This window comes from Streptomyces luteireticuli (genome assembly GCF_041519305.1).
Lineage (GTDB): Bacteria > Actinomycetota > Actinomycetes > Streptomycetales > Streptomycetaceae > Streptomyces > Streptomyces luteireticuli.
In genome coordinates this window covers 1477589-1503284 of record NZ_CP167927.1, presented here as the reverse complement: position 1 = coordinate 1503284, position 25696 = coordinate 1477589, and the positions used below count along the sequence as shown (strand labels likewise).

At 74.7% G+C, this 25696-nt stretch carries 27 protein-coding genes; 7 read left to right on the top strand and 20 right to left on the bottom strand.

Features of this window, described 5'->3' with window-relative positions; all coding sequences use genetic code 11:
- Positions 1-44: 44 nt before the first annotated feature.
- The gene (locus AB8735_RS05960) at positions 45-1520 is read right to left on the bottom strand and encodes an FAD/NAD(P)-binding protein (RefSeq protein WP_372405811.1); all 1476 of its coding nucleotides are present in this window, start codon (positions 1518-1520) and stop codon (positions 45-47) included.
- A gap of 96 nt (positions 1521-1616) precedes the next feature.
- Here AB8735_RS05960 and AB8735_RS05955 point away from each other — a divergent pair, with 96 nt between their 5' ends.
- Positions 1617-2606 (top strand): NAD-dependent epimerase/dehydratase family protein, encoded by a 990-nt coding sequence (locus AB8735_RS05955; RefSeq protein ID WP_372405809.1) that lies wholly within the window; start codon positions 1617-1619, stop codon positions 2604-2606.
- Positions 2607-2627: 21 nt separating this feature from the next.
- Here the strand turns inward: AB8735_RS05955 and AB8735_RS05950 are convergent, their stop codons facing one another.
- The 3 genes from AB8735_RS05950 to AB8735_RS05940 form a co-directional block, all read right to left on the bottom strand.
- On the bottom strand, positions 2628-3086 hold the full coding sequence (locus AB8735_RS05950) for a MarR family transcriptional regulator (protein WP_344022795.1): 459 nt from the start codon (positions 3084-3086) through the stop codon (positions 2628-2630).
- Between the two features lie 49 nt (positions 3087-3135).
- On the bottom strand, positions 3136-4635 hold the full coding sequence (locus AB8735_RS05945; protein WP_372405807.1) for an MFS transporter: 1500 nt from the start codon (positions 4633-4635) through the stop codon (positions 3136-3138).
- 107 nt (positions 4636-4742) lie between these two features.
- Positions 4743-5849: a PP2C family protein-serine/threonine phosphatase gene (locus tag AB8735_RS05940; RefSeq protein ID WP_372405804.1), complete on the bottom strand. Its 1107-nt coding sequence runs from the start codon at positions 5847-5849 to the stop codon at positions 4743-4745.
- 136 nt (positions 5850-5985) lie between these two features.
- Here AB8735_RS05940 and AB8735_RS05935 point away from each other — a divergent pair, with 136 nt between their 5' ends.
- Positions 5986-6210: a hypothetical protein gene (locus AB8735_RS05935; RefSeq protein ID WP_344022801.1), complete on the top strand. Its 225-nt coding sequence runs from the start codon at positions 5986-5988 to the stop codon at positions 6208-6210.
- Between the two features lie 41 nt (positions 6211-6251).
- Here AB8735_RS05935 and AB8735_RS05930 read toward each other — a convergent pair whose 3' ends face one another.
- On the bottom strand, positions 6252-6938 hold the full coding sequence (locus AB8735_RS05930; protein WP_372405803.1) for an IclR family transcriptional regulator: 687 nt from the start codon (positions 6936-6938) through the stop codon (positions 6252-6254).
- 265 nt (positions 6939-7203) lie between these two features.
- On the opposite strand from AB8735_RS05930, the gene AB8735_RS05925 reads away from it, so the two are divergent.
- Complete coding sequence (locus AB8735_RS05925; RefSeq protein ID WP_372405802.1) at positions 7204-7578, top strand: RNA-binding S4 domain-containing protein; 375 nt, start codon at positions 7204-7206, stop codon at positions 7576-7578.
- 23 nt (positions 7579-7601) lie between these two features.
- Here AB8735_RS05925 and AB8735_RS05920 read toward each other — a convergent pair whose 3' ends face one another.
- Complete coding sequence (locus AB8735_RS05920; RefSeq protein ID WP_372405801.1) at positions 7602-9029, bottom strand: MFS transporter; 1428 nt, start codon at positions 9027-9029, stop codon at positions 7602-7604.
- Between the two features lie 244 nt (positions 9030-9273).
- Here AB8735_RS05920 and AB8735_RS05915 point away from each other — a divergent pair, with 244 nt between their 5' ends.
- The gene (locus AB8735_RS05915; protein WP_372405800.1) at positions 9274-10965 is read left to right on the top strand and encodes an LCP family protein; all 1692 of its coding nucleotides are present in this window, start codon (positions 9274-9276) and stop codon (positions 10963-10965) included.
- A 22-nt stretch (positions 10966-10987) separates the two neighbouring features.
- Here AB8735_RS05915 and AB8735_RS05910 read toward each other — a convergent pair whose 3' ends face one another.
- From AB8735_RS05910 to AB8735_RS05890, 5 genes are all read right to left on the bottom strand, one after another.
- Complete coding sequence (locus AB8735_RS05910; RefSeq protein WP_344022811.1) at positions 10988-11608, bottom strand: DUF4142 domain-containing protein; 621 nt, start codon at positions 11606-11608, stop codon at positions 10988-10990.
- A 200-nt stretch (positions 11609-11808) separates the two neighbouring features.
- Positions 11809-12546, bottom strand: coding sequence for a hypothetical protein (locus tag AB8735_RS05905; protein WP_372405797.1), 738 nt, complete (start codon positions 12544-12546; stop codon positions 11809-11811).
- Positions 12547-13061: 515 nt separating this feature from the next.
- Positions 13062-13718, bottom strand: a complete 657-nt coding sequence (locus AB8735_RS05900) for a response regulator (protein WP_372405795.1) — start codon at positions 13716-13718, stop codon at positions 13062-13064.
- Complete coding sequence (locus tag AB8735_RS05895) at positions 13706-13975, bottom strand: sensor histidine kinase (protein WP_372405793.1); 270 nt, start codon at positions 13973-13975, stop codon at positions 13706-13708. Before AB8735_RS05895 ends, AB8735_RS05900 begins: the two co-directional genes overlap by 13 nt.
- Positions 13976-14021: 46 nt before the next feature.
- Complete coding sequence (locus AB8735_RS05890) at positions 14022-14933, bottom strand: phosphotriesterase (RefSeq protein WP_372405791.1); 912 nt, start codon at positions 14931-14933, stop codon at positions 14022-14024.
- Positions 14934-15091: 158 nt separating this feature from the next.
- Here AB8735_RS05890 and AB8735_RS05885 point away from each other — a divergent pair, with 158 nt between their 5' ends.
- Positions 15092-15676, top strand: coding sequence for an ABATE domain-containing protein (locus tag AB8735_RS05885; RefSeq protein WP_372405788.1), 585 nt, complete (start codon positions 15092-15094; stop codon positions 15674-15676).
- Between the two features lie 47 nt (positions 15677-15723).
- Here the strand turns inward: AB8735_RS05885 and AB8735_RS05880 are convergent, their stop codons facing one another.
- The 5 genes from AB8735_RS05880 to AB8735_RS05860 form a co-directional block, all read right to left on the bottom strand.
- Positions 15724-16212 carry a glutathione peroxidase gene (locus tag AB8735_RS05880; protein ID WP_344022827.1) on the bottom strand — a complete coding sequence of 163 codons (489 nt, stop codon included), beginning with the start codon at positions 16210-16212 and terminating at the stop codon, positions 15724-15726.
- A gap of 193 nt (positions 16213-16405) precedes the next feature.
- Positions 16406-17230, bottom strand: coding sequence for a Tellurium resistance (locus tag AB8735_RS05875; protein ID WP_344022828.1), 825 nt, complete (start codon positions 17228-17230; stop codon positions 16406-16408).
- Positions 17231-17328: 98 nt separating this feature from the next.
- Complete coding sequence (locus AB8735_RS05870) at positions 17329-18006, bottom strand: transglycosylase SLT domain-containing protein (protein WP_344022830.1); 678 nt, start codon at positions 18004-18006, stop codon at positions 17329-17331.
- 120 nt (positions 18007-18126) lie between these two features.
- Positions 18127-19440, bottom strand: a complete 1314-nt coding sequence (locus AB8735_RS05865; protein ID WP_372405785.1) for an LCP family protein — start codon at positions 19438-19440, stop codon at positions 18127-18129.
- Positions 19433-19894 carry a hypothetical protein gene (locus AB8735_RS05860; protein ID WP_372405782.1) on the bottom strand — a complete coding sequence of 154 codons (462 nt, stop codon included), beginning with the start codon at positions 19892-19894 and terminating at the stop codon, positions 19433-19435. Before AB8735_RS05860 ends, AB8735_RS05865 begins: the two co-directional genes overlap by 8 nt.
- 154 nt (positions 19895-20048) lie before the next feature.
- Between AB8735_RS05860 and AB8735_RS05855 the strand changes: the two genes are divergently transcribed.
- Positions 20049-20786, top strand: a complete 738-nt coding sequence (locus tag AB8735_RS05855; RefSeq protein ID WP_372405779.1) for a Mut7-C RNAse domain-containing protein — start codon at positions 20049-20051, stop codon at positions 20784-20786.
- A gap of 66 nt (positions 20787-20852) precedes the next feature.
- On the opposite strand, the gene map is transcribed toward AB8735_RS05855, so the two are convergent.
- Positions 20853-21620 carry a type I methionyl aminopeptidase gene (gene map, locus AB8735_RS05850; protein ID WP_372405778.1) on the bottom strand — a complete coding sequence of 256 codons (768 nt, stop codon included), beginning with the start codon at positions 21618-21620 and terminating at the stop codon, positions 20853-20855.
- Between the two features lie 104 nt (positions 21621-21724).
- Here map and AB8735_RS05845 point away from each other — a divergent pair, with 104 nt between their 5' ends.
- On the top strand, positions 21725-22000 hold the full coding sequence (locus tag AB8735_RS05845) for a helix-turn-helix transcriptional regulator (protein ID WP_344022841.1): 276 nt from the start codon (positions 21725-21727) through the stop codon (positions 21998-22000).
- 47 nt (positions 22001-22047) lie between these two features.
- Here the strand turns inward: AB8735_RS05845 and AB8735_RS05840 are convergent, their stop codons facing one another.
- From AB8735_RS05840 to gndA, 3 genes are all read right to left on the bottom strand, one after another.
- On the bottom strand, positions 22048-22677 hold the full coding sequence (locus AB8735_RS05840) for a 50S ribosomal protein L25/general stress protein Ctc (protein ID WP_344022843.1): 630 nt from the start codon (positions 22675-22677) through the stop codon (positions 22048-22050).
- Positions 22678-22779: 102 nt separating this feature from the next.
- Positions 22780-23982 carry a MalY/PatB family protein gene (locus AB8735_RS05835; RefSeq protein WP_372405777.1) on the bottom strand — a complete coding sequence of 401 codons (1203 nt, stop codon included), beginning with the start codon at positions 23980-23982 and terminating at the stop codon, positions 22780-22782.
- 31 nt (positions 23983-24013) lie between these two features.
- A complete protein-coding gene (gndA, locus tag AB8735_RS05830; protein WP_372405775.1) occupies positions 24014-25489 on the bottom strand; it encodes an NADP-dependent phosphogluconate dehydrogenase in 1476 nt (491 codons plus the stop codon).
- Positions 25490-25696 lie beyond the last annotated feature (207 nt).

The following is a 25696-nucleotide window of genomic DNA, read 5'->3' as shown; positions in this document are numbered from 1 at the left end:
GAACACCGGGCGCGGCGCCAGTATCCACCGGGCCGCGGCGGCCCTCACAAGGACTCGAACCCGCCACTTGCCGCGACCTGCCGGGCCACGGCGCGGGCCTGCCGGGCCACCGTGGGAAGGAAGTTGGAGAAGGGGACGCGCGGGTGCGTGCCGACGCCGGCCACCCAGACGCGTTCGGGCGGCGCCCCCGGCTCCCGGCGCACGCGCAGGTCCGGGCCCAAGTGCCGTACGGTATCCGTGCCGTGGGGGACGAGCCGCAGCTCGGCGCCCCCGTCCGCCCACCACAGCTCGGGAGGGTGGAAACCGGTGGCGTTGACGACGTGGTCGAAGACGCCGGTGGGGGATCGGGATCCGGGCCACTCCACCCGCCATGTTCCGTTCCCGAACGACACCGAACGGGGGTACGTGGCGGCCAACTCCAGCTCCCCCGAGTGGAAATGGACGAGCAGCCGGCGTGCGTTGACGGCGGCCAGCGCCGTGACGTAGCGGTCGGTGAACCACGCGAAGCGTTCCGTCAGCGTCCGTCGGCGGTCCGGGGGAAGGCCCTCCGCGAAGGCCGTGAACGCCTCGATCACGGCCGCGGCGACCCCCGGCCACTGGACCGCCCCGGCCTCCGCCAGGGCCGTCTCCTCGGCCAGGCGCCGGACGGGGTCGGCCGCCCGCGAGGTCTGCCGGCGCAACGGCGTGCCCCCGAGCAGCCGGACGGCCTCCACGACGCACCGCGTCATCCGCTCCGCCAGCAGCGGGTCCGCGGGGTCGAGACGGGCCAGACGCTCCAGCGGAGGGAAGTCGCGGGCGGGAGCGTGCAGGGAGGTCCGCACCGCGGGCAGGGTGCCGGACGGGGAGGCCATCGTCGTGCGGTGGCCGTCGCGGCACAGCAACAGGGCCGCGTCCACGGCCGATTGGCGGGATCCGAGGACCAGCACCCGGCGTCCGGTGCCCAGTTGCGCGCGGAGCCGTTCGACGGGGTAGGGGCTGTCGAGGTAGCGGGGGTGCGCGGTGAAATCCGCGAAGCCGTCCGGGACGCGCGGCCGGTGCACGCCCGTGGCGACGACGACGTCGTCCGCCACGACCCGCTCACCCGTGTCGAGCGTGACGACCGGCCGGGGGCCGGGGCGGACCGAGCGCACGGCCGCCCGTACGTGCCGGACGGCGACGCCCTGCTCCCCGGCCAGGTCGCGGGCCCGCGCCCAGCGGTCGTGGCAGTAGTCGGCCATCCGCGCCCGGGGGACGCAGCTGTCCGGTTTGCCCGTCCAGCCGAGCCCGCGCAGATGGTCGACGAAGTCATCGGGGCGGTCGGGGAGCAGGGAGTTGGCGTCGGCGGCGCTGTTGCACATCAGCAGCGGATCGTCCTCGCCGAAGGCGAGGCCCCGGCCGGCGGGGGAGGGGTCGGCGACGACGACCGAGCCGACCTCCGGCCGCCGCCCGGACGCGCCCCCCAGCGCGTCCACGAGATGCCAGAGCACTGCCGTGCCCGCGACCCCGGCCCCCACGATCACGACCACGCGTCGTTCCGTCACGATTCCCCGCCCTTCTCCCGGATATCACCCCTCCCCGGATTCCGCCCTGAGCATGCGGATCTTCCGGCCGGGACGGACGTCGTGCAAGGTCGGGGCATGAAACTGCTGATCCTTGGCGGAACGGAATTCGTGGGCCGTGCACTGGCGGAGGACGCGCTCGCGCGCGGCTGGGAGGTGACGGTCTTCCACCGCGGCCGCCACCCGGCGCCGCCGGGCGCGGCCGTCCTGCACGGCGACCGGACGGCCGAGGGCGGCCTGGCGGCCCTCGCCGACGGGGAGTGGGACATCGTCGCGGACACCTGGTCGGGCGCGCCGGGCGCGGTCCGCGACGCGGCGCGGCTGCTGGCCGGACGGGCGGGGCGCTACGCGTACGTCTCCAGCCGCTCGGTCCACCCCGAGCCGGTCGCCGCCGGGGCGACGGAGGACGCCCCCGTCGTCGAGGGCTCGCCCGACGCCGGTGACGTGCCCTACCCGCAGGCCAAGCGCGGAGGCGAACTCGCCGCGCTCGACGCCTTCGGCGACCGGGCCCTGCTGCTGCGCGCCGGACTGATCATCGGGCCCTGGGAGAACATCGGCCGGCTGCCCTGGTGGCTGCTGCGCCTCGCGCGCGGCGGCCCGGTGCCGGTGCCCGGCCCGCGCGACGCCGGGCTCCAGTACATCGACGTCCGCGACCTCGCGTCCTGGAGCCTGGACGCGGCCGCGCGCGGGCTCGGCGGCCCGTACAGCCTCATCAGCCGTCCCGGCCACGCGACGATGGGCCGACTGCTGGACGCGTGCGTCCGCGTCACCGGCTCCGACGCCCAACTGCGCTGGATACGGCCGGAGACGGTCCTGTCCGCCGGCGTCGAGCCGTGGACCGGGCTGCCGTTGTGGCTCCCGGAGGGGCCGACGCGGGAGGGGATCTACGAGGGGAACGCGGAGAAGGCGCACACGGCCGGGCTGCGGTGCCGGCCCGTGGAGGAGACGGTCGCGGACACGTGGGCGTGGCTGCGGTCGGTCGGCGGACGCCCGCCGCTGCGGGGGGACTGGCCGGCGGTGGGGATCGGGGAGGAGATGGAGGCGCGGCTGCTGGCCGCTGCCGGGTGATTTTGCCCGGTGGGGCAGAACTCACCCCTCCTCCACCAACCGCGCCAGCAGATCCACCGCCTCCACCACCACCGCCCGCTCCCGGTCGTCCAGCCCCTCCCGCAGCGCCTGCGCGATCCACCCCTCCCGCGTCCGGCGCACCTCCGTCAGCTGCCGACGGCCCTCCGCCGTCAGGGACATGAGCGTCTGGCGGCGGTCCGTCGGGTGGGGCGAGCGCTCGACGAGGCCCGCGTCCTCCAGGGCGGCCAGGGTCGCGCCCATGGACTGGGGCCGGACCCGTTCCGCCCGGGCCAGTTCGACCGTCGTGGCCGGGCCACGACGGTCGAGCCGGCTGAGGACGGCGGCCTGGGACATCGTCACGTCCGCGCCCTCGGACGCCTCGCGCAGCCGCCGGGTCAACTGCCCGGCGAGGGCACGGATCTTCGACGCCGCGTCGTGCAGTTCGTCGGCGGAGGGGGGCTGGTGTTCGTGGGCCGTCACCGGGCCAGCGTACCCGCCGCGGGCGCCGCCGACCCCGCCCCGCCGCTGGTCAGCGACCTGCCCCGGCCCCGCGCCCACGGGACCGTCCGCCGCCCAGCCCCCGGTCCCCCACGGTCGCCAGGAGCAGCAGCACCCCCAGCCCGCACAGCACGATCGCCGCCGTGTGCAGACCGGCCGTCGTGGCCCGCTCCCCGTACACCAGCCCGATGAGGCTCGTGGACGCGACGGCGCCGACGTACTGCGCGGTGCGGAACAGCCCGGCCGCCGTCCCGGTCTGTCCGGCGGGCGCCTGGGCGTAGAGCGCGGTCTGGTTGCCCACCGAATTCAGCCCGTTGGGCAGGCCGAAGACGATGCCGATGACGACGAGCACGGTCACCGGGGTGCCCGGCCCGGTGAACGCCAGTGCCGCCGCGCCGACGATCATCGCCGCCGTCCCGGCGAGCAGCGGACCGCGGACGGTCCCGCGGCGCGCGCCGGCCCATGAACTCAGCGCCGCCACCCCGCACATGGGCAGCATGAGGACCCCGGTGAGGGCCGCGGAGTACCCGCGCTCCTCCTCCAGCCACTGGGTGAAGCCGTACAGCACGCAGTAGATGACGAGGTACGAGGCGCCGTACCGGGCGTAGGTGCGCACGAGCGGCCGGTTGGCGGCCAGCATCGGCAGGTCGATGAAGGGCCGCCGGGCCCGGCGCTCCCACACCGCGAGGGCCCCGGCGGCGACCGCGCCGAGCGCGAGCAGCGGCCAGTCGGGCCGGTCGAGGCCGGTCAGGAAGAACATCAGGGGCAGCAGGGCGGCGGTGAACAGCAGCACGCCCGGCGGGTCGAGGGCCGTCCACAGGGACTCCCGGTCCGCGTTCCGCGGGCCGTCCGCGGGCAGCCAGGCCAGTGCCATGAGGAGGCCGGCCACGGCGAGCGGGATGTTCACCGCGAAGACCGCCCGCCAGCCGGCCAGCCCGGTCAGCAGCCCGCCGAGGGCCGGGCCGACGGCCGCGCTGCCCAGGGCGGCGATGGTCAGGGCCCCGAGGGTGGTGCCGGGGGGCCGGTCGCCGGAACCGCCCGGTCCGGCCGCCCGGTTGCGGATCATGGCCATGGCCGCGGGGTACGCGGCCGAGGTGCCGACGCCGGTCAGCACGCGCACCGCGATCAACTGCCCCAGCGAGTCCGCGAACAGCCCGGCCAGCCCCGCCAGTCCCACGACGACCAGCCCCGCGACGTAGACGCGGCGGGCGCCCAGCCGGTCGGCGATCCGGCCCAGGGCCGGCTGGGCGACCGCGCTGGCCAGGTAGAGGCCCGCGACGAGCCATACGGTGGCGGCGGTGCCGGTGCCGAAGGCCCGGCCGATGGGGACGAGCGCCGTGGAGATCATGGTCGAGTTGACCGGGTTGAGCATCGAGCCGATCATCACCGCCGCGGTGAACCGGGCGCCGAAACCGGTGCCGCCGCCCGGCCCCGGCCCTGACCTCGACCCCGACTCCGGCCCTGACTCCGGCCCCGACCCCGGACCCGTCCGGACGGCGACGTCGACGGGTTCACCGGCGCTGTGGCTCATGAGCACACCTTCCTTCCGACGGGCGCGCGCGTCCGCGCCTTCGCCCCATGAAAGAAGGCTAGCTGTTTATCAGGAAAACTTGCAAGGCTTCCTTGCTAAGTGTTGCGCTAAGTGTTCTGCTCCCGGCGGATGACCAGCAGCGCCGCGTCGTCCGCCAGCTCCCCGCCCGCATAGGCCAGCAGGTCCGACAGGAGCCGGTCGGCCAGGGCCCCGGGCGCGCTCTCCGTCAGCGCCGCGAACCGCCGCTCCAGCGGGTAGAAGCGGCCCGACGCGTCCCTCGCCTCCGTCACGCCGTCGGTGTACAGCAGCAGGAGGTCACCCCTGCCGAACAGGAAGAGGTCCGAGTGATACGGACCGCCGACCAGCTCCCGCAGGGCCAGCGGCGGATCCGTGCCGCCGTCCGGCGGCGCCTCGATCACGGTCACCTCGCCGCCGGACCGCACCAGCGGCGGCAGGTGCCCGCAGTTCACCAGCTCGACCGGGCCGCCCGTCCGCGGGACGTCGAGCAGGGCGGCGGTGACGAACTCCTCGCCGATCCCGCGCCGCCGCACGGTCGCGTCCAGCCGCCGGGCCACCGCCTCCAGATCGGCCTCCACCTGGGCCGCCTCCCGGAAGGTGCCGAGCACATCGGCCGCCGTCTCGACGGCGCCGAGCCCCTTGCCCCGGACGTCCCCGATGAGCAGCCGCACCCCGAACGGCGTCTCCAGTACCTCGTACAGATCGCCGCCCACCTGCGCGTCGGCGGCCGCTGCCCGATAGCGCACCGCCACCCGCAGCCCGCCGATCCGCTCGGGCACGGGACGCAGCAGCGCCTGCTGCGCCGCGGCGGCCACCGAGCGCGAGCGCAGCAGTTCGCGTTCGCGGGTCGCGATGAGCACCACATTGGCGGTGCTGATGCAGCTGATCGCCAGCACGGTGAACGCCGACGTCACATGGATGGCGAGCGGCACGTCCGGGTCGGCGAAGGCCAGCGGGACGACGAGGAGCAGCGCGGCCAGGCCGGCGAGCAGGGGGACCCGGGCCCGCCGGGTCCCGATACTGGCCAGGACGGGCACGGTCGCGAGCGCCGGGGAGAGCGTCACGCGGGGGTTGTCGGCGAGGTCGGTGGCGACGGCGGCGCCGAGCAGGGCCCAGGCGGCGACGACGAGCCGGCGGGCAGGGCGGGGGATAGCCGGCGCCTGCGGCGGGCCGTCGTGACCGGGGACGCGCTTCATGACTGCTCTCCACCCTAGGGACGGGTGGTGCGTCCGCAACCGGAGTCCACCGACGCGCCCACGGAGGGAGCAGGGCCCCGGTCCCGCTCCCGGCTGCCGTGATCATGGGCCGACCGGCAGAGTGGGAGGCCCAGGCGTGACGGACACCGACAATCCCGTGGTCGCCGCGGTGCCCGGCGGCGGGTGGGTCGCGGAGTGGGGGACGGACGTGGAACACGTCGTGGCGCAGTCGACGGTGCTGTGCTGGCTGGTGCGCGCCGACGGGACGATGACGCCGATGGTCGCCGACGCGGCGAGCGGCACGGCGCACCCCGCGACCCGGCCGTGGGGGCGGTACTCGTTCCTCGGGCTGAAGGAGTGAGGCCGGACCGGAGTGACGCCGGTGAAGTGGCGGCGCCCCCGTCAGCGCGCCGGTGCCGCCGCCAGGTCCGCGGAGATCGCGCACGCGGCCTCGCGCAGCAACTCCTCGTGGTGGCGGGTCCGTTCGCCCGTGGGGCGCAGCATGGCGCCCGGGCCGGTCAGGCACAGGGCGGCGACGGGCCGGCCGCCGTCCGGCGCGGGGACGGCCGTGGCCAGCGACGCCGTGTCCGTAACGGTGCCGTCGCCCGGGCCGTCGACGGTGCGGACGCACCGTCCGTCGTACGGCTCGCCCAGGGCCCGGGCCAGGGCGCTGCCGGCCGGGACGACGTCCCCGGTGACCAGCCGCTGGGGCGAGTTGTCCGGGCGGAAGACATGGTGGATGATCTGCGCCCCGCGCGGGTGGGCCACGGCCAGCAGGACGCTCATGCCGCTGTGCGCGGCGAGGGTGTCGGCCCAGGGCATGGCCGCGGCGCGGACATCGTTGCAGTCCGGCCGTCCGCCGGGGCGGGGCGGCGGGCGGAGGGGTTCGCCGGGGCGGCACACCCCGGAGTCGGCCTCGTACTCGACCAGTCCTTCCGCGCGCAGCCCGCTGAGCAGGTCGCCGACGGTGCGGTCGGGCAGTCCGAGGGAGGCGGTGAGCTCGTGGAAGGTCACGCCCCGGTCCGGCTGCCGGGCCAGGAGTTTCAGCACGGTGGCCGTGCTGCCGACGGGGGCTCGGTGCTCGGGCATCTGGTTCTCCGTTCTCGGTCCGGGGCCGTCGGGTCCCGGTCGCGGGTTCCCCAGGCTAGGAAGGCGGCGCGGCGCCCGCGTTCCCCCGATCGGTGGACCGGCCGGGGGACGCGCCCGTCCCCCGTGCCGCCGGGACCGGGGCATGGCGCACGGGCCGTCACGGCGTGTATGCGAGGGGTGGGCGATGTGTCTGCTGCTGCACGTGGGGCTCGTTGTCCAGGCCCTCTCCCTGGCCTCCTGACCCGCTCTGGCTAGAGTCGGGGACATGGTTGAGGACGAAGGCCCCGTACGCGTCGACAGCTGGATCTGGTCCGTGCGGCTGACGAAGACCCGCTCGCTGGCGGCGACGGCCTGCCGCGCCGGACACGTCCGCGTCAACGGCGAGCGCGCCAAGCCCGCCCAGACGATCCGCACCGGGGACGAGGTACGGCTCTTCCACGTCGGCCGCGAACGCATCGTCGTGGTCTCCCGCCTGGTCCGCAAGCGCGTCGGCGCCCCGGTCGCGGCGGAGTGCTTCGTCGACAACAGCCCGCCCGCCCCGCCGCGCGAGGTCGTCGCCGCCGCGGGCGTACGCGACCGCGGCACGGGCCGCCCGACGAAGCGGGACCGGCGGGAGATCGAGCGGTTGCGGGGGGCGTGAGGGCGGGGCCGGGGCAGTCCACCTCAGCGCCGCCCCGCGCCGCCGCCCGCCGCCACTCCCGCCAGCACCGCGAACGGCATCAGCGCCACCACCGCCCACCGCGCACCCCCCGCCCCCGACAGGTGCAGGGTCAGCGTCACAAGGGCGATGCCCAGCGCTGTCCCCAGCCCCCGGGCCATGTTGACCAGCCCGCCGCCCGTACCGGAGGAACTCGTGGGGATCGCGGTCATGACGACCGCGTTGTTCGCGGGCGTGTAGCAGCCGAGACCCAGGCCGAGCAGGACGAGCAGCGGCACGAGCGCCGCCGCGGTCAGCGGCAGGGCGGCCATGGCCGCCAGCGCGGCCGTGCAGACGCCCGCGCCGAGCAGACAGCGCGCGCGGTCGGACATGCCGCGCGGCAGCACCCGGTCCGCACCGGTCGCGGCGAGCGCGAAGCCGGCCGGCAGGGCGGTGAGGACGAGGCCGGCGACCAGTTCGGAGGAGCCCGCCGCGGTGAGGGCGGTCGGCACCAGCACCAGCGGACCGAAGAGGACCAGATACGAGCAGAGCGCCCCGCCCAGCCCTGTCACCACCGCCCGGCAGCGCAGCAACGCCGGGTCCAGCAAGGGCCGTTCGCTGCGATCGAGGTGCCGCCACAGCACGGCGCCGGACGCCGCGGCCAGGGCGAGGAGCGCGACGACCGCCCACAGCGGGAACGGCAGACCCGAGGCGCCGGAGACTCCCAGCAGGAGCGCGGTGGTCGTCGTGGCCAGGAGGGCCAGGCCGACGCGGTCGAAGCGGGCGGCGGCGGTCCGGCTGCGGGTCCTGGGCAGCAGATACTGCCCCGCGACCAGGGCGACGACGCCCACCGGCACATTGACGGCGAACACCCAGCGCCAGCCGGCCGCCGAGACCAGCGCCCCGCCGACCGTCGGGCCGAGCGCGAGCCCCAGCGCCTGGGCCGCCGCCTGCACCCCGAGCGCGGCCCGCATGCGGCCGCGCGGTGCGCTGGTGGTCACCAGGGCCACGCTGTTGGACTGCATCATCGCGGCCCCGGCCGCCTGGACGACACGGGCGCCGACCAGCGCCGCCAGCGAGGGCGCCAGCCCGCAGGCCGCCGAGGCGGCGGTGAACAGGGCGAAGCCGTAGAGGTAGAGCAGCTTGCGCCCACGGGCGTCCGAGATCCGGCCGACGGGCACGAGCAGGGCCACCAGCGTCAGCAGATAGGAGAGCGACACCCACTCCACGGCTGCCATCGAGGCATGGAACTCGGCACTCAGGCTGCGGTAGGTGAGCGTGACGATGCTGGCGTCCAGCTGTCCCATGAACGCCCCGAAGCACACCGTGGCCACGGCCAGCCGCCATGCGCCGGGCCGCTCGCGTATCCGCCGGGGCCGGGGCCGCTCCTCGGTCAGCGCCGCCGGCCACGTCCGCGTACGGGACGGGTGGGGGGAGGCCGGACGTCGGGACATGGACTCCTCCTCGGCACGGGCCCGGGCGGCACGGGGAACAGCACGGCGCCGTCTCCGAAACTAGCCCGGACGGAGGACGTCCGCGAACCCGGTCCCCCCGGGCACCTGCCGGATCGTCCCCGGCCGTGACGCATCTCGTCCCGTCCCCGTCACCGCACCCCGCCATGGCTCGTTGAGGCCTCCGGTGGGGGAGGTGTCCTCGGGGCACGCCCGCCGGGAACGGGCAAGGCAGGAAGGGCGGGCGATGCGCGACCCCCGCGGCAGGGACGGACAGCGGGGCACCACGAAGGGTGCCGCCAGGAGCCCCGTCAAGAGCTCCGTCAAAGGCTCGGCCAAGGGCTCCGTCAGGAGTTCCGCCAGGAGTCCCGCCAGGGACTCCACGGGGAAGCCCGCCGCGGTCCGGGCGGACGCACCCCGGCACAGTCCGGGCCACTTCGCCCGGATCGCGGTCTGCCTCTCCTCGGCGGTGATCCTGGCCGTCGCCGGGACCGGCTGGCTGGCCGGCCACTGGCTGACCAAGGGCCTGACCACCTCACGGGCCCTGGAGGCCCTGCGCAGGGGCGCGCCCAGGAAGCCCGACGACTCGGTCAACCTGCTGCTGATCGGTCTGGACAGCCGCAAGGACATGAACGGCGACGACCTGCCGAAGGAGTTCGTCCAGCAGGAACTGCACGCCGGATCGAGCGGCATCGGCGGCTACAACACCAACACCCTGATCCTGATGCACATCCCGGCGGACGGCGGGAAGGTCACCGCGTTCTCCATCCCGCGCGACGACTACGTCCAGGTCGCGGGCGGCCGCGGCGAGCACAAGATCAAGGAGGCGTACGGGATCGCGAAGGCCGAGGCCCAGGACCGGCTGGCCGCCCAGGGGCTCAAGGGCGCCGAGCTGGAGCACCGCAGCCGGGAGGCCGGCCGCGAGGCCACGCTGGCCACGGTGCAGGACTTCCTCGGGGTGTCCATCGACCACTTCGCCGAGGTCAACCTGCTGGGCTTCTACGACATCGCCAAGGTCGTCCAGCCGGTCCCGGTCTGTCTGCGGCAGGCCGTCCACGACCGCTTCTCCGGTGCGGACTTCCCCGCCGGACAGCAGGAGCTGGACGCCCGGCAGGCCCTGGCGTTCGTCCGCCAGCGACACGGCCTGGAGGGCGGCGACCTCGACCGGACGCACCGTCAGCAGGCTTTCCTGGCCTCGGTCGGGCACAAGCTCGCCACCCAGGGCGCCTGGAGGGACTTCGACAAACTGGAGGGACTGCTCGACGTCGTCAAGAAGGACGTCGTCCTCGACGACCGGTGGGACCTGCTCGACTTCGCCCGCCAGGCCCCCAACCTCACCGGCGGCAACGCCGAGTTCCACACCCTGCCCATCGCCGGTTTCGCCACCCGCAAGGGGGAGGCGGTCAACCTCGTCGACCCGGTCAGGGTCAGGAGCCTCGTGCAGGAGATGATCGGCCGCGCGGGCCGCACCGACGACGGGGGCCACCCGGGTCCCGGCCGGTCCGTGCCCCCCGCCGCGCCGCCGAGCACACCGCCCCCCGTCCCCGCCGACGCCTCCTCGACCATCGTCGACGTGCACAACGCCTCCGGCGTCCACGGCGCCGCCGCGGCCGAGTCCCGGGCCCTGTCCGCCCTCGGCTACGCCCCGGGGCACATCGCCAACGCCCCCGGCGGGGGCGGGACGAGCGTGGTGCACGGCCGCGGGGCGGCGGCCGCGGCCCGGCAGATCGCCGCCCGGCTGGGGGTGGACGCGACCCGGAGCTCCGCCGTCCCCGCCCGGCGGGTGGTCGTCACCCTGGGGTCCGGCTTCCGGGCGCCCGGGCCCGGCGGGACCCCGTCCCCCCACCCGGCCGCCGCCCCCGGCGGGGACTCCCGGGGGACGTCCGACGCCTTCCAGGGCCGGTCGGTGCGGATGGGGGGCATCACGTGCGTGGACTGAACCGAGGGGAGCGGACTCCCCGTCAGGGGCGGCGGACCGGCAGGGCCTGGGTGCGCGCCGGGACGCTGTGATGCGCGGTGCTGCTGTGGTGCCCCGGTGAGGAGTGCCGGTCCGGGGCGGCCGGGCGGTCCGCGGACCGCATCATGCAGTCGCGGATCAGGTCCAGGTGTTTGGCGACGACGGGCTGCGCCTTCCGGGCCGTGTCCCGGACGTCCGCCTCCCTGCCGTTGACCGCCTCGTCCTTCAGCAGGTCCAGCGTCAGGACGTGCGCGGTGTCCTGGTTGCGGAGCCAGAGGTTGTCGTAGGCGGGGGTGTGGGCCTTCTTCCGCAGCTCCTTGAGGGTCTTGTCCTGCTCGTCGCTGACCTTCCGCGGCAGGGCCACGTCCAGTTTGCCGCCCAGTTCCCTGACCCCCTTGTCGAGCTCCGTGTGGTCGCGGACGAGAACCCTGCCGGTCTCGCGCACGCACGGGGACACGGCGTTCTTCTGGGCGTCGCCGCCCGCGGCGATCTCGGCCATGTTCCCCTGGTGCACCGTCTCCAGGAAGGAGTCGTCACGGGAGTCGGTGGCCAGCGCCGTTCCCGCCGACGCCGAGACCAGGGAGAGGACCGCCAGTGCCGTCGTGACCCGGTGTCGCATACGCATCTTTCGCTGCTCCGTTCGTCGTCGGCCCGCGCCGCCGCGGCGACGCGGGCCCGGCCGGGGGGCGCCGGTCGCGCCCCCCGAGGAGCTGAACAATGCACCGGGCCCCGGCCCGGCGGCCCCTGGGACGCCACCGCTCCGGCCATATGGCGGTGTGCTTTTCGGGCGATCGGGGGTATGGGGCGGCTCGGCACCTCGGCGGCTCAGCGCCCGGGGGCGGGGATGCCGAACAGCTTGGCCAGCCGCGAGATCTCCTTCCCGGCGCCGTCGATCGTCATGCTCCCCAGCCTGCCCAGCAGGCCCAGCAGACCGCCGTTGGCGCCGGCGGAGTCGTGGTACGAATCGCGGTCCCAGCCGGAGTCGTGGCGCGGACCGGAGTCGTGGTGGTGCCACCCGGACTCGTGGCGCGGGTCCGAGTCGTGGTGGTGCCAGCCGGACTCGCGCTCGTGGTACGAGTCGGACTCGTGGCGCCGGTCGGACTCGCGGTACGAGTCGGGGTCGTCGTCGTACGGGTCCAGCTCCGACCGGGCCCGCCGGGCGTCGCCCATCGCGCAGTCGACCTTCGCCCCGTCCGGCGCGGGGGACGTGGCCTGCTGCTGGAGCTCGGACCGGGCGCCGGCCAGGACGCCGAGCCGCTCGCGGACCGCGCCGCAGACCATGCCCTGGGCGGGGGTGGGCCGGGCCAGGGAGTCGCAGGCGACGACCGCCTCGGCGGCCCGCTGGCCGGTGGCGTCGTGGTCGAGCGCCCGCACGGCGTCGGCGGAGACCCGGCGCAGCTCGTCGGGGGCGGTGGCCCGCACCGGTCCGAACAGCGGCCGGGCGGCCGGCGCGGGTACGGGGGCCGCGGGTGGGGCGTCGGCGGCGGCCGGGACGGCGCTCAGGGCGAGCGAGCCGCAGACGGCGGCGGTGAGGAGAAGGCCGGTCCGGCGTGGTGCGTCCATCGGATGCTCCTTGCGAGAGGGGATCTTGACGCCACCCTGCGGCCGGTCCGCGCGGCCCGCAATCGGAGGGCGGCGGCGGACGGAACGTCAACTGACGCCCCGTCGGCTCGAAATGTCGACGAATCGTCAGCCGCCGTCCCGCCGATTCCGGGCCCCGCCCGTGAACTCCGGCCCGACGGACCCCGCATCGGGCCCCGCAAGCCCGGCTGCGCCGAACGGGTCGTCCGGCCCGCCAGGCCGTCCGGCGAGCGGTCTGTCAGGCCGTCAGGCCGTCAGACCGTCAGGGAGACATTGACGGCGACCCCCACGGCGATCACCACCAGCAGCACCCACGGCCACAGCGGGCGTTCCTTCGGCGGGGTCCAGTCGGGGCGCTGGGGCATGGGCGTCGTCCTTCCGTCCGTACGGGTCGGTGACGGAGGCCGCGGGGCCGTCCGCCACCACCGACCCTAGGCAGGGCCCCGGGCCGTGTAACGGGCGTGGACTGCCCGCCCCGGGTGCAGTTTTCTGCACCCTCAGGCGCCGCCACCCGACCGGAGGTGGGCCAGCACGGCCCGTACGCGCCGGTGCCCGCCGTCCGCCGCGGGCAGACCGAGCTTGCCGAAGATGTTGCCGATGTGCTTGTTCACCGAGGTCTCCGCGATGAACAGCAGCCGCCCGATGGCCGCGTTCCCGTGCCCCTCGGCCATCAGCGCGAGCACCTCGCGCTCGCGCGAACTCAAGCCGGCCAACGGGTCGTTGCGGGTGCCGCGCACCATCAGCTGCGAGACCACCTCGGGATCCAGCGCCGTCCCGCCCGCGGCCACCCGCTCCAGCGCGTCGAGGAACTCCTCCACCCGGCCGACCCGGTCCTTGAGCAGATATCCCACCCCGCTCGCGCTGCGGGCGAGCAGCCGGGACGCGTACGCCTGCTCCACGTACTGCGACAGCATCAGCACCGGAAGCTCCGGGATCCGCTCCCGGGCCGCCACCGCCGCCCGCAGCCCCTCGTCCCGGAACCCCGGCGGCAGCCGTACGTCCAGGACGGAGACGTCCGGGCGGTGCTCCAGCAGCGCCGGCAGCAGCGCGTCGCCCTCCTCGACGGCGGCGCAGACCTCGTGCCCCGCACTGGTCAGCAGGAGCGAAAGCCCCTCCCGCAGAAGGGCGTTGTCCTCGGCGATCAGGATCCGCACGGCAGCTCCACTCGAAGAAGGGTCGGTCCGCCGGGCGGACTGGACAGCTCGGTGTGGCCGTCGAACGCCGCGACGCGCCGCCGGATGCCGGACAGCCCGCTGCCGGCCCCCTCCGTAGCGCCGCCCCGCCCGTCGTCGCGCACCGCGATCCAGACGGCCTCCGGCGAGACGCGCAGCCGCACCGCGGCGCTGCCCGCCCCGCTGTGCCGGGGCGCCGGCAGGGCTCGCGCCGCGCGGGTGTGCGCCCCGGCCGACACCGGCGGTGAGCCGCGCCGCCGTACCCCAAAGCCCTGCCCCGGAGCCCTACCCGCCCGGGGCGAGGGGGCCCTGCACCCACCCGAACGCCCGCCCCGGATTCTCCACGAACACCGTCCTGCCCACCTCCGCCCCGAACTCCCGCTCCAGCCGCGGCCGCAGCCCCCGCAGCAGGAAGCGCATCCCGGGCCCTTCCCGGCGCGCACCCGCCGTCGTCGTGTCCCCGCCGATCAGGATCCGCCCCGCGTGGCCCGCCTCCACCAGCGCCGCCAGCTGGTCGAACAGCCGCCAGTCCGTGGCGTGATGGCGCCGCGACGGCCCGTCGAAGGCGAGGTACGCGCCCGCCCGCGCGGCCTCCAGCTGGACACGGACGTCGGGCGACCGTCCGAGGTGGCCGAGGACGACCGATGCCGGGGGCATCCCGAGCCCGCCGCAGAGCAGCTCCAGCACGTCCAACGCCGCTGTGCCCAGCTCCAGATGGACCGCGACCGGCGCCCCGGTCGCACAGTGCGCCTCCGCCGCCGCGGCCATCGTGCGCCGGGCGTGTGCGTCGAGGCCGTGGAATCCACCGGCGACCTTGACGAGCCCCGCGCGGACCGGGGCGGTGGTCAGGTCCGCGACGAAGAGCTCGGCCAGTCGGTCCATGTCCCGCTCCAGGAGGGCGGGTTGGTAGTGGAGCGCCTGGTGCAGGCCCGTCGCGGCGACGACGTGGACGCCGGTCGCCCGGGAGACGGCGGCGGCGTCCGCGAGCCGCCGCCCCATCCCGCGCGGCGTCCACTGCACGACCGTCCCGCCGCCCGCCTCCCGGAAGGCCGTCAACTCGGCCTCCGCGGCCCGCGGATCGTCGAGCTCCTCCCCGGGGAGCGCGGGGCTGCGCAGGAAGAGGTGGTCATGGGCGTCGACGGCGCCCAACTCCGCGGCGGGGACGTCGCCGAGCACGGTCCGTACGGCGGGGCTCATGCGAGCGCCTCCGCAGCGACCCGCAGTGGCCGGCACCCCTCGGCGCGGTCGAACCGTACTTTCCGCAGATCCATTGCGGCGTTCCCCCTTCTCGATTCGTAACGCCTGAGCCGTTACGCCGCGCTCAATGTAACGCATGAGGCGTTACGATGCCGATCATGGGTGACGACGAACGCCTCGCCTTCCGCCTCGACTGCGGCGCGACCTGGCTCAACCTCCTCGCGACCCGCGGCAGCGCGTTCGGCGCGCGCCCGGTCGAACGCATCGCCACGCCCGAGCGCCTGGCCGAGTGGCTGGACCGCAGCGAGATGACACCCGTCCGGCCGCCCGACGAGGACGACCTGCGGCAGGTCAGGGCCCTGCGCGAGACGCTGCGCACCCTCGCCCTGGCCGTGGCCGGCGGGGAACCGCCGCCGCCCCGGGCCGCCGCGGACGTCGCGCGCTTCCTCGACGCGCAGTCCGACCCGGTCCGGCTCACCGCCGCCGGCCGGCTGCTGCGCGAACCGCCGCCCACCACGGGCGCCGCCCTGGCCCGCATCGTCCGGCAGGCGGTCGACCACCTCACCGGCGCCGAACGGCAGTCGCTCGCCGTCTGCCCCGAACACGACTGCCGGGGCGTCTTCGCCAACCCGACCGGACGGCGCCGCTGGTGCCCGTCACCGGCGTGCGCGAGCCGGGGCCGCGTACGGGCCCTGCGGGAGCGGAGACGGGCCGAGGCCGGAAAGGACTCCGGAAAAGACTGAGGGCGGGGCACCCGGCCCCGCCCCCACCCCCGTACGCGCGCGCCGCGTCAGGCGGGCAGCGCGGCCTCGACCGCCGAGACGACCTCGGGTGCGTCGGGCTCGACGCGCGGACCGAACCGGGCCACGACCGTCCCGTCCGGCGCGATCAGGAACTTCTCGAAGTTCCAGCGGATGTCACCGGTGTGCCCCTCGGCGTCCGCCGTGCCGACGAGCCCGGCGTACAGCGGGTGCCGGTGCTCGCCGTTGACGTCGGTCTTCTCCGTCATGGGGAAGGTGACGCCGTAGGTCGCCGAGCAGAACGCGGCGATCTCCTCGGCCGTCCCGGGCTCCTGGCCCATGAACTGGTTGCACGGCACGCCCAGCACGCTGAAACCGCGCCCCGCGTACTGCCCGTGCAGCTTCTCCAGCGCCGCGTACTGCGGCGTCAGCCCGCACCGCGAGGCCACGTTGACGACCAGGACGGCCTTGCCCCGGTACTGCGCGAGGTTCGCCGGCCCGCCCGTGAGGGCGTCGATCTCCACGTCGTGGAAGGACATGTTTCGCTCCTTGCTGTCGATGTCGCGTCAGGTCCCAGGGGCATCATCCCCGGTGGGCCGGGAGCGGTGGGTGTGAGGGTCCTTACCCGCGAGGCAAACGCCCTGACGCTGGACAACGGCCGCTACCCGGGCGTCCGGCCCACCTCCGCCGAGGAGTTCACGCGTCGGACACGTACCGGTGACCGACGGGCCGTCATGGCCGCTTGTGCCCCCGCGCCCAGCGCATCCCCCACCCGTACAGCCGGTCCAGGTCCGACTGGTAGCCGTACACGTACGTCGCCTCGCGGCGCACCGTCAGGTGTCCGTGCCGGTTCTCGATGAGCGCCACGGCGCACGAACGGGCCTGTGGCATCCGCTCCTTGAGCTCGACGGCGAACTGGTGGCCGTCGGGCAGGTAGAAGGTCAGGACGCTGTCGATCCGGCCGAAGACCGGGGTGCGGTCCACGTTGTAGACGAAGACCAGCATCCTGCGGAACTCGTCCCGCTTGTCCAGGTTGATGAAGAGCGTCTCGCCCGTCGGCCCGCCGAACCGGCTGTCGCCGCTGAGCGAGATGTACGGCGGGCGGTAGAGGTCCCCGTGGAAGTCGCCCAGCGGCTGGACGACGCCCTTGGTGCCGTCGGTCAGTTCGTAGAGGCAGGCCAGGTCGAGGTCGACGGAGACCACGGCCGGGCCGTGCATCTGGACGGACGAGCCCAGCGGGGAGAACAGCGCGCGCAGCAGGCCCGGGCGGCGGTCCCCTACGGGACCGGTGTGCATGCTCCAGGTGAGGTTGACGCGCAGGGTGCCGCCGGTGGTGCCGTGATTGGTGAGCCAGTCGGTGGGGTGGGCCTTGGAGAGGCGCTTGTGGTGCGGGGTGGCCCACTCGAAGCCGTGCCGGGCCTCCTCGCGGCGGAGCGCCCCGCCGCGCAGATAGGACCAGAGGCTGCCGTCGTCCGCGGACGGGCGCGGGGACGGGATTCCGGCGGACGGATTCGTACCGTCCGGATCGGGGCGGGACGGGGGCGGACGTCGGCGCATCCTGGCGTACTCCCTCTCGGCGGCGGGGGCCCGGCGGGCGGGCGCACCCTGAGCAACGCCGGAGGGCGGCCGGGGGTCATGGGCGGAGGGGGACCGGATCAGCGCTTGAGCGCCTCCGCGGCCTTGTCCCAGTTCCCGCGCAGGGTGTTGAGGTAGGTCCTGGCCTGCGGACCGGGGCGGGCGCCGCGGGCGAAGGCCGCCATGTTGCCCGCGCCGGTGTTGTAGCCGAGGGCGAGCAGCTCGTCCCGGGTGTACCCGTCGGGCAGCTGCTTCGGCAGCTGCCGGTCGAGGTCGTGCAGGTACCAGGCCGCGGCCCGGACGGCCAGGGCGGGGTCGTCCGGGAGGTCGAACCAGCTGCGGTCCGCGAACGGACGGCCCCGTTTGGTCTCGTCGAAGGCGGCCCGGTGCATGTTGGCGATCCCGAACGCGGAGTCCGGCTTGATCTTCTGCCAGGAGCGTTCGAACTCGGGGTCGTGCGGCTTGTACGCCTCGTTGTAGAGGATCGCCATCACCAGGCGCGGACTCACCCCGGCCTCGCGGGCGTAGCGGTCGGCCTGCGGCGCGAAGCGGGCGGTGTCGTTGCGGGACGACCCGTCGGCGGGCCCCGTGCTCGCGCCCGGCGACGCGGTGCCGGAGGCCGCCGGCCGGTCGGCCTTCCTGTCCGCCTTGGTGTCCGCGGCACCGCCGGAGTCGCCGCTTCCGCATGCGGTGAGACCGACGGCCGCCAGGGCGACCGCCGCGGCGAGCCGCGATGCGGTCCTGCGCTGGTTCCTCACGTACTTCCTCCTGCTCCGCCTTGTCCGCCTGATCCGCCGCCGCCCGGGGGCTCCCCCGACCGTACACAGCGTGCCGTACCGGGCCGTCGCCGCGTCGGTCGACACCGGGCCGTCACCACGTCAGTCGACGCAGGGCACGCCGCCGGCCTTCACCGTGGCGTCGGATCCGTCGTCCGCGGTGGGGGAGGGGGCGGTGGAGGACGGCACCCCGGACGGGGCGGGCTTCTTCGTTTTCTCCCCCGCCGTGTCCTTCGCCCCCGCCGTGCCCTTCTCCCCTGCCGCGCCCTTCGCGTCGGCGGAACCGGAAGGGGACGCGCCCGGCGACGGCGAGCCGCCTCCGGTGGTCAGCGAGGCGACCGTCCGCCGGATCTGCTCCGGGTCGACGAGGTTCACCGACTCGCCGCCGCGCGTCGCGAACCTGGTGATGGGCAGCGTGCGGAACTCCACATGGCCCCCGGTGAGATCGGGCGCCCGCCGGGCGAAGTCCAGCACGTCCCAGGAACTGTCCAGGACGAGGTCCTTCTTCACCACGTCGAACAGCTCCCGCAGCTTGCCCAGGTCGTCGAAGACGCCCTGCGACTTCAGCCGGTGGGTGACCGAGGCGATGAACGCCTGCTGGCGGCGGGTGCGGTCGAGGTCGCCGCCGTCCAGTCCGTGCCGCTGGCGGACGAAGGCCAGGGCCTGTTTGGGGTTCAGCTTCTGCGGTCCGGCCGGGAAGTCCGCGCCGGAGTAGCGGTCGCGCACCGGGTGCTTGAGGCACACCTCGATCGGCTGGAGCACCTTGGCGATGTCGTAGAAGCCGAGCAGATTGACCTCGGCGAAGTGGTCGACCGGCACGCCCAGGAAGCGCTGGACGGTGGTCAGCGTCGCCTCGCGGCCGGCCTCCCGGCTGCGGTGTTCGAGCTCGGGGCCCTTGACGCCGTCGGCGGACAGCTTGTCGTGGGCCTTGGTGTAGCCGAAGGAGTACGCCTCCTTGATCTTGTGATGCCCCTGGGAGGTGCCGTCGCCGTAGAGGGTCTCCACATAGTCGTCCCGGGGCACGGAGAAGGCGGTGACCTTGCCGCCGTCGGCCGGGATGTGCATCAGGATCAGGGTGTTGGTGTTGTAGTAGCCGATCTCGCTGGAACCGGCGTGCAGTTGGTCCTGGACGAACTCCTTGGGCAGGTCGTTGCCGTCCATGTCCTTGCGCGAATCCAGGCCGATCAGCAGCAGGTTGACCGAGCTGTCCAGATGTCTGGGCGCGTGCTTGCGGGCGGTGTCGAGCGCGTCGGACGTGGTGAGGCCGTCGGTGATCGTGCGGTACGCGGCCCAGGTGGCGCCGGAGGCGATCAGCACGACAGCCGAGGTGGCCCAGACCGCCGAGCGCACCGCCCGGACCAGCATCGGGGGGCGTTCCTTGCGCCGGCGGGGACGGCGGTGTCGCGGCTCAGTCACGGAGGTCCTTCCCGCCGGTGCGCCGCCCCCGCAGGACGCGGACGCCGTGGACGGCGAGCACGGCCAGCACCGCGCCCTCGGCCGCCGCCATCACGGGGAAGCCGTCCAGCGCCCAGCGCACCGCCTCGGTGGCCAGGGGGCCGTCGCCCGGCGGCAGCGAGGTCGCCACCGTCGCCGCGGCCACCACCAGCGGGGGCGCCGGCACGACCCAGCCGAGCCCGCCGCGCGCCGTCGCGAGGAGGGTCGCCCACAGCGCCCCGGCCACCGCGCCCACCGCGACGCCCCAGCCGGGACCGGCACCCCGCGCGGCGTCCGCGCAGGCCCCGAGCGCGGGCGGGAGCAGGAGGGCGACGGCGGTGGGAACGCCGCCGCGGATGCGGGTGCCGGTGCGCGCGGGCGCGCGGGACGCCCGTATGCGGGGCGCCGCGGGGGCGGTTGCCCGGTGTTCAGCCATGACTGGGTGCCTTCGATCGTCGTACGGTCCTCTGGTCCGTTTGACGAGTCGCCCGCCCCATCGGTTGCGTGATTGCGCAACTTTGCAAGGTTGTGTTCGTCTCCGGCATACGGGTGACGGACCCCGCTCCGGTGCCCCATGGCATGCTGAACGGGTGAACCGACCCGAGATCGTCGTGACGTCCGCCCCCGAACTGCGGATCTTCATCCCCTCCGAACGGCGGGGCGAGCGGCTGGCCGTCCGGACCGACGGGTCGTCATCCCTCGGCCACGTGGTGGAGTCGCTCGGCATCCCGCTCACCGAGGTGGGCCGCCTGCTGGTCGACGGCCGAGAGGCGCCCGTCTCCCATGTCCCGGTCGCGGGCGAGACCGTGGAGGTGCGCCCCGTCGAACGGCCGCAGCGCGTGCCCGGGGCGCCCCTGCGCTTCCTGCTCGACGTCCACCTCGGGACGCTGGCGCGCCGGCTGCGCCTGCTCGGCGTCGACGCCGCCTACGAGAGCGAGGACATCGGCGACCCGGCCCTCGCGGCCCGCTCCGCGGCCGAACGCCGGGTGATGCTCTCCCGCGACCGCGGCCTGCTGCGCCGGCGTGAACTGTGGGCCGGCGCCTACGTCTACAGCGACAGGCCCGACGAGCAACTCCGCGACGTCCTGGGCCGCTTCGCCCCCGTCCTCGCGCCGTGGACGCGCTGCACCGCCTGCAACGGGGAGCTCCACGACGCCGACAAGGACACGGTCGGCGACCGGCTGGAGCACGGCACCCGCCACACCTACGACGTCTTCGCCCAGTGCACCTCCTGCGACCGCGTCTACTGGCGCGGCGCCCACCACGCGCGTCTGGAGGCCATCGTCCAGGATGCGCTGCGGGAGTTCGGCGGCGTCACGACGGGATGAGACGTCACGACGGGACGAGGCGTCACGGCTGGATGAAGTGTCACGACTGGATGAAGTGTCACGGCGTCACGGCAGGGTGAGGATCCTGGGCCCGTCGTCCGTGATCGCCACGGTGTGCTCGATGTGCGCGGCCCGGCTGCCGTCGGTGGTGCGCAGGGTCCAGCCGTCCGCGTCGGCGCGGTAGGCGTCGCGGCCGCCGGCCATCAGCATCGGCTCGATCGCGAGCACCAGCCCGTGGCGCAGCGGGAAACCGCGGCCGGGGCGCCCGCGGTTGGGCACGTGCGGGTCCTCGTGCATGGTGCGGCCGATGCCGTGGCCGCCGAAGTCCGCCGGCATTCCGCAGCGGGCCGCGTCCGCGACCGTGCCGATGGCGTGCGCTATGTCCCCCATCCGGTTGCCGGCGAGGGCGGCGGCGATGCCCGCGTCCAGGGCCCGCTGCGTGGCGTCCACCAGCGCGAGGTCGGCGGGCCGCGGGGTGCCGACGGCGAAGGTGATCGCGGCGTCTCCCGTCCAGCCGTCCAGCTGCGCCCCGCAGTCGATGCTGACGAGGTCGCCGTCGCGCAGCCGGTGGCCGCCGGGGATGCCGTGCACCACCGCGTCGTTGACGGAGGCGCAGATCACGCCGGGGAACGGGGTGGGGGCGAAGGACGGGCGGTAGCCGAGGAACGGCGACGAGGCCCCCGCCTCGTCCAGCACCCCGCGCGCCACCTCGTCCAGCTCCCGCAGGCTCACACCGATCCGGGCCGCCTCGCGCACCGCCGCGAGGGCGTGGGCCACGACGCGGCCGGCCTCGCGCATCGCCTCCAGCTCCCCGTCGGTCTTGATCTCCACCATGGGCTGACGCTCCCCTCGCCGAGGGCCCCATCGATGGGGCCAATTCTTATACCGGTATGAGTATCACGGTATTGTTATTGGCGTCGAGGCGCTAGGATCGCGGCATGGTGAGGACCCCTCTGACCCCCTGGGAACGGCAGCGCGGCGAGCTCTTCGGCGCCCTGATCCGCCGGGCGCGCGGCGAGCGCAGCATGGTGGAGGTCGCCGCGGCGGCGGGAGTCTCCGCGGAGACCCTGCGCAAGATCGAGACCGGCCGGGCGCCGACACCGGCCTTCTTCACGGTGGCGGCCCTGGCCGTCGCCCTGGACCTGTCCATGGACGACCTGGCGGCGACCTGCGCGGCTCAGGCCGACGCCGGGCACGAGCCCTTGTCGGCCTGAGCCGGTCCGGGCCGGTCCGGAACCGAGTCCGGACCGGCCCGGCCTCGTCAGCCCTCGGAGGCCGGCGCCTCGCCCTCCGCGGCGGGCGCCTCCGCGGCCTCCTCCTCCGCCTCTTCCTCCTCCTCGGGGACCTCCTCCGCCTGCGCGGCGACGACCTGCAGGACGGCCGCGTCCTCCTCGACGGCCAGCGACACCCCGCGCGGCAGCCCGATGTCCCCCGCCCGTACGGTGTGCCCGGCCTCCAGCCCCTCGATCGAGACGGTGAAGCCCTCCGGGATGTGCGTGGCCTCCGCCTCGACCGGCAGCGCGTTGAGGATGTACTCCAGCAGGTTCCCGCCCGGGGCCAGCGCGCCCTCGGTGTGCACCGGCACCTCCACGGTGACCTTCTCGCCCCGCTTCACCGCCAGGAAGTCCGCGTGCACGAGGTGGCCCTTGAGCGGATCGCGCTGCACCTCCTTGGGGATGGCCAGTTCGCCCTTGCCGTCGATGTCCAGCCGCAGCAGCACGTTGGGCGTCTTGAGGGCCATCATCAGGGCGTGGCCCTCGACGACGATGTGCTGGGGGTCGGCCCCGTGGCCGTAGATGACCCCGGGCACCTTGTTCTCCCGGCGGATGCGGCGGGCGGCGCCCTTGCCGAATTCGGTGCGCGACTCGGCGGTCAGCTTGACCTCGGCCATGACTGCTCTCCTCGGATGTCCTGTGGTCGTCAGCCCACAGGTATCCATTCGCGGAGGCGGGAGATCAGTGCCTGCTCCGTGTGGAGCAACCGCGGCGCGGGCTCAGCCGGTGTACCGCCGGGCCGCGTCCGCCATCCGCCGCACCGCCTCGGTGAGCACCTCCGGCGACGTCGCCAGGGTCAGCCGGGCGTGTCCCGCGCCGCCCGTGCCGAACCTCGCCCCGGCGCCGAGCGCCACCCGCCCGTGCTCCAGGAACACGGCCGCCGGATCCTCGCCCAGCCCCGCCTCCCGGCAGTCCAGCCACGCCAGGTATGTGCCCTCCGGCTGCCGGTACCGCACCCGTGGCAGATGCCGTGCCAACAGGTCCGCGAACAGCCGCCGGTTCGCGTCCAGCCCCGCGAGCACCTCGTCGAGCCAGCCCCCGGCCTCCCGCAGCGCGGCCGTGTGGGCGATCACCCCGAAGTGGCTCGGGCCGTGGCTCGTCTCCGGCGGCAGCCGGGCCAGGTCCCCGGCCGCCGCCGGGCCCGCGACGGCCAGCGCCGCCTTGACCCCCGACAGATTCCAGCCCTTGGACGCGGACATCAGCGAGAAGGCGTCCTCCGCGCCGGGCACCGACAGATAGGGCACGAACGCGGCACCCGGCAGCACGAGCGGCGCGTGCACCTCGTCCGCCACCACCCGCACCCCGTACCGCCCCGCCAGAGCGGCCACCGCCGCCAGTTCGGCGCGCGTGTGCACCGCGCCCGTCGGATTCTGCGGGCTGCACAGCAGGTGCGCCGCGCGCCGCCCGCCGGCCGTGGCCCGCCCGTACACCGCCTCCAGCGCGGCGAGGTCCAGCCGCCCCGCCGCGTCCAGCGGGGCCTCCACGACCCGGCGCCCCGCGTTCCGCACGAACGCGTAAAAGGGCGGATACGCGGGGCAGTTGACCACCACCGCGTCCCCGTCCCCCGTCACCAGCCGCAGCACCTCGGTCGCGCCGGTCATCACGTCCGCCACCACCGCCGTACGCTCCACGGCCACGCCGTCCCAGCCCCAGCGCCGCCGCGCGAACTCCGCCACGGCCTCCGCGTACCCGGTGCCCATCGCGTATCCGGCGTCCCCGAGCGCCACCGCCTCGGTCAGCGCCCGGGCCACGGGCTCCGCGAGCGGCACGTCCATCTCGGCCACCCACAGGGGCAGCACGTCCGGCGGGTGGACGCGCCACTTCGCGCTCGTACGGAGCCGCAGTTCGGCGAGTGACAGCCGGCACAGCGGGTCGGTCCGCTTCTCCTGCCCATACGACTGCTCATACGACATACGGGCCATTGTGCGCCGCACCGGCCCTGCGGGAAGAGGCTCAGTCCGTACGTTCCTCGGAACGGTCGCCGCCCCACAACGTGTGGAACGACCCCTCCCGGTCGGTGCGCCGATAGGTGTGCGCCCCGAAGAAGTCCCGCTGACCCTGCGTCAGGGCGGCGGGCAGCCGCTCGGCGCGCAGCCCGTCGTAGTAGGCGAGGGCCGCCGAGAACCCCGGCGTCGGCACGCCGTGCCGCACGGCGGTCGCGACCACCTCGCGCCAGGGCTCCTGGGCCCGGCCCACCTCCTCCGCGAACCCCTTGTCCGCCAGCAGCGTCGGCAGCGCCGGGTCGGCGGCGAACGCGGCCCGGATGCGGTCCAGGAACGCGGCCCGGATGATGCACCCGCCGCGCCAGATGCCCGCCACCGCGCCCGGGTCGATGTCCCAGCCGTACTCCGCGCCCGCCGCGCCGATCATGTTCCAGCCCTGGGCGTACGAGACGACCTTCGACGCGTACAGCGCCTCCTCCACCCGCGCCGCGAACGCCTCGGCCTCCTCGCCCGACAGCGCCGCCCCCTCCGGCCCCGGCAGCCCCCGCGCCGCCGCCCGCAGCCCCGTGCTCCCCGACAACGACCGGGCGAACACCGCCTCCCCGATCCCCGACACCGGAACCCCCAGGTCCAGCGCCGTCTGCACGGTCCACCGCCCGGTCCCCTTCTGCTCGGCGGCGTCCGCCACCACGTCCACGAAGGGCCGCCCGGTCGCGGCATCGGTGTGCGCCAGCACCTCGGCGGTGATCTCGATGAGGTAGGAGTCGAGCCGTCCGGTGTTCCAGCTCCGGAACACCTCGGCGATCCGCGCCGGTTCGTAGCCCGCGACGGTGCGCAGCAGGTCGTACGCCTCGGCGATGAGCTGCATGTCGGCGTACTCGATGCCGTTGTGCACCATCTTGACGAAGTGCCCGGCGGCATCGGGGCCGATGTGGGTGCAACAGGGCGTTCCGTCGGGCGCCTTGGCGGCGATCGATTCGAGCAGGGGCCCAAGTGCCTTGTAGGACTCCTCCGATCCGCCGGGCATGATGGAGGGCCCGTGGAGGGCGCCTTCCTCGCCGCCGCTGATCCCGGTGCCGACGAAGTGGATGCCGCGCTCGCGGAGTGCCTTCTCCCGTCGTCGGGTGTCGAGGAAGTGGGCGTTGCCGCCGTCGATGATCATGTCGCCCTCGTCGAGGAGGGGTGCGAACTCGTCGATGACGGCGTCGGTGGGGTCGCCGGCCTTGACCATGATGATGAGGCGGCGGGGCTTGACGAGGGCGGCGACGAATGCCTCGGGGCTCTCGGCGGGGACGAAGTTCCCTTCGTGGCCGTGCTCGTCAATGAGGGCCTGGGTCTTGGCCGTTGTGCGGTTGTGGACGGCGACGGTGTGGCCGTGGCGGGCGAAGTTGCGGGCGAGGTTGCTGCCCATGACGGCGAGTCCGGTGACGCCGATCTGGGCGGTGGCGGTGGTGTCGGGCATGACGGTCTTCCACTCCTGTCGCATGCGTCGAAGAGTTGTGCGAGGCGTCAACGTCGGAGGGGGTGAAGATCTTCCCCTCGGGCAGCCGGGCGTCGCCCGGTCATCGTCGCACGGGTGCTCGGAGGCGGCCGGGTATGCGCTGGAGGTGGCTTTGGGTCTGTCGCCTTCTTCGCCCCGGAAACGTCCGCCCCTGTGGTTCGTTTGTGTGACCCGGACAATGCGTGGAGTGGG